Source organism: Streptomyces pseudogriseolus (genome assembly GCA_002154585.1).
Lineage (GTDB): Bacteria > Actinomycetota > Actinomycetes > Streptomycetales > Streptomycetaceae > Streptomyces > Streptomyces pseudogriseolus.
In genome coordinates, this window is record MUNG01000643.1 from 1 (window position 1) to 2,692 (window position 2,692).

General features: G+C 75.0%; 3 protein-coding genes. All 3 read right to left on the reverse strand.

The window, feature by feature from the left end; all coding sequences use genetic code 11:
• On the reverse strand, positions 1-312 hold the full coding sequence (locus CCN29_RS33700) for an SCO4225 family membrane protein (RefSeq protein WP_006134595.1): 312 nt from the start codon (positions 310-312) through the stop codon (positions 1-3).
• Between the two features lie 125 nt (positions 313-437).
• The gene (locus tag CCN29_RS33705) at positions 438-1,709 is read right to left on the reverse strand and encodes an NAD(P)/FAD-dependent oxidoreductase (protein WP_086686270.1); all 1,272 of its coding nucleotides are present in this window, start codon (positions 1,707-1,709) and stop codon (positions 438-440) included.
• A 124-nt stretch (positions 1,710-1,833) separates the two neighbouring features.
• Positions 1,834-2,692, reverse strand: an 859-nt coding sequence (locus tag CCN29_RS33710) for a sigma-70 family RNA polymerase sigma factor (protein ID WP_086686272.1), incomplete at its 5' end; no start/stop codon positions are given.

The window sequence follows — 2,692 nt, forward strand, 5'->3', positions numbered from 1 at the left end:
TCAGCGCCCCGTCCGCCCCCGCAGCCGCCGCCCGCACCAGCCCACGACCGCGCCGTTGACCAGCGCGCCCGACGCCACCGCGAGTACGAAGGACGGCGCGCCACCAGGCAGGGCGAGGGCGATGACGCTGACCGGGGCCGTGGCGAGGACGGGGATGACGCCGGCGAGGGACGCGTCCTCGTTGTGGCCGGCGCTTGCCGCGAGCGCCCATGCGGTCAGTGCGGCGCACGCGCCCAGGTAGGCGAGGGCGAAGGGGTCGCCGTAGAGGGCGCGCAGGCGGGCGGGGAGTGTGCGGTCGGGGCGTCCGGTCATGGGGGACTCCTCACCTGCCGGCGGAGGGACATGTCCCCGCATGCTCCCCGGACGTGGCGCGGACACACCTCAAGGCCCGCCGGAGAGGCGGGCCTTGAGCAGCGGACCGTGAGCGGTGGCGGGCGTCAGGCCGCCGTCTCCGAAGCCGGGGCCGAAGCGGGGGCCGGAGCCGGTGCCGTCGCCGTGGCCGGCTGCGCCGGGGCGGGGTGGGTGATCCGCCGGCGGCGGCTGGGCAGACCCACGGTCGGGTGGGCGACGCCCCAGGCCGCGCCCTTGCAGATCAGCTCCTTGTAGAGGGCCGCGAAGCGGCCGGTCAGCGCGGCGTTCACCGCGCGGTCGTCCGCGGTGACGTACTGGATGAGTCCGTCCTTGCGGCCGAGCGAGACGCACTGGTTGAAGTACCGCAGCGGCACGTGCGGCAGCTTGCCGCCGGTGAGGCGCGCCGCGATCGCGTCGGCGGCCTGCCACGCGGTGGGCGTGCCGGTCGCGCAGGACATCCGCAGCGGCTTGTCGCCGGGCCCCTGCACGAGGGCCGCGTCGCCGACGGCGTACACGTCCGGGTGCGAGACCGAGCGCATGGTGCCGTCGACCACGATCTGACCGGTGTCGCCGACCTCCAGGGTCGTGGCGCGGGCGATCGGGTGGACGGCGAAGCCGGCGGTCCACACGGTGAGCGCGGACGGCAGGACCGTTCCGTCGGCGGTGACCACGCGACCCTCCTCGACGGCCGTGACCTTGGCGTTCTCGCGTGCGGTGATGCCGAGCCGGGCGAACACCGCCCGCAGGTGGGCGCGTCCCTTGGGCGACAGCCAGTCGCCGAGGCCGTCGCTTGCGGCGAGGGTGACGTCCAGGTCCGGGCGCGACTCGGCGATCTCGGTGGCCGCCTCCAGTCCGGTGAGGCCGCCGCCCACCACGACCACGGGCTGCCCCGCGGTGAGCCCGGCCAGCCGGTCCCGCACCCGCAGCGCGCCGGCCCGCCCGGCGATCTCGTACGCGTGCTCGGCGGCGCCCGGCACGCCCCGGTCGTTCCAGCGGCTGCCGAGGGCGTAGACGAGGGTGTCGTACGCCAGCTCCTCGGCGCCGGAGTCGCCTATGTCGCCGGAGTCGCCGGTCCCGCCGGTGTCACCCGTGACGGTGACGACCTTGCGGTCGACGTCGACGGCGGTGACCCGGGCGACCTTCAGCTCGACGCCGGTCCCGGCGAGCAGGTCGGTCAGCGGGCGGTGCGGGAGCTCGCGGCCGGTGGCCAGCTCGTGATTGCGGACCCGCTCGACGAAGTCGGGCTCGGCGTTGACGAGGGTGAGGGAGACGTCGTCCCGGTGCAGCCGCCTGGCCAGGCGGCCGGCGGCGGAGGCTCCGGCGTATCCGGCTCCGAGGACGATGATGCGGTGCTGCATGGCAGGCTCCTGTCGTCGACTGGTTCGCCCCTTGAACCGGGCGGCCCGCCGATCCCTGACACCCCCACCATGTGACCTGCATCACATCCACACCGGACGGGTCGGAACATGCGTATCGGACGGGTCAGAACACGTCCCGGACCAGCGGCTCCCCGTGGTCGACGGCGGCCCACCGCTCCGTCACACGCTCCAGCTTGTCGGGGTTGACCTGGCTGCGGACCGCCGCGATGCCGTCCTCGGTGACCTCCAGGCACATCACGCCGATCACCCGGCCGTCGACGACCGCCACGACCGCCGGATCGCCGTTCGCGGTCGTCGCGTACAGCTCGGGCGACCCGCCCGCCACGGCCCGCTTGCCGGGGCCCGGCGTGAACAGGCCCCGCAGGAACGTGGCCACCGCCTTGACGCCCTCGAACGCCTTGGCCCGCGCGGGCACCTTCCCGCCGCCGTCGCCGACCGCGACGGCGTCCCGCGTGAGCAGCGCGACCAGCGGCTCGGTCCGCCCGCTGGTGGCGGCGGCGAGGAACTCCTCGACGACCCGCCGGGCCTCGCCCGCGTCGATCTCCCGGCGCGCCCTGCCCTGCGCCACGTGCTTCCTGGCCCGGTGCAGGATCTGCTGGCTGGCGGCCTCGCTGACGTCGAGGATCTCGGCGATCTCCCTGTGCGCGTAGCCGAAGGCCTCCCGCAGCACGTACACCGCGCGCTCGTCCGGGGACAGCCGCTCCAGCAGCACGAGCATCGCGTACGACACCGACTCCCGCTGCTCGGCGGTGTCGGCGGGCCCCAGCATGGGGTCCCCGGCGACCAGCGGCTCCGGGAGCCACTGGCCCACGTACCTCTCGCGCCGGGCGCGGGCCGAGGTGAGCTGGTTGAGGCAGATGTTGGTGAGCACCTTCGTCAGCCAGGCCTCGGGCACCTCGATCCGCCCGGTGTCCGCGCCCTGCCAGCGCAGATACGTCTCCTGCACCGCGTCCTCGGCCTCG

What these genes read in the sequence shown, in the direction of transcription:
- CCN29_RS33700 (WP_006134595.1), bottom strand. Translation starts at nt 312, where the DNA reads ATGACCGGACGCCCCGACCGCACACTCCCCGCCCGCCTGCGCGCCCTC.
- CCN29_RS33705 (WP_086686270.1), bottom strand. Translation starts at nt 1,709, where the DNA reads ATGCAGCACCGCATCATCGTCCTCGGAGCCGGATACGCCGGAGCCTCC.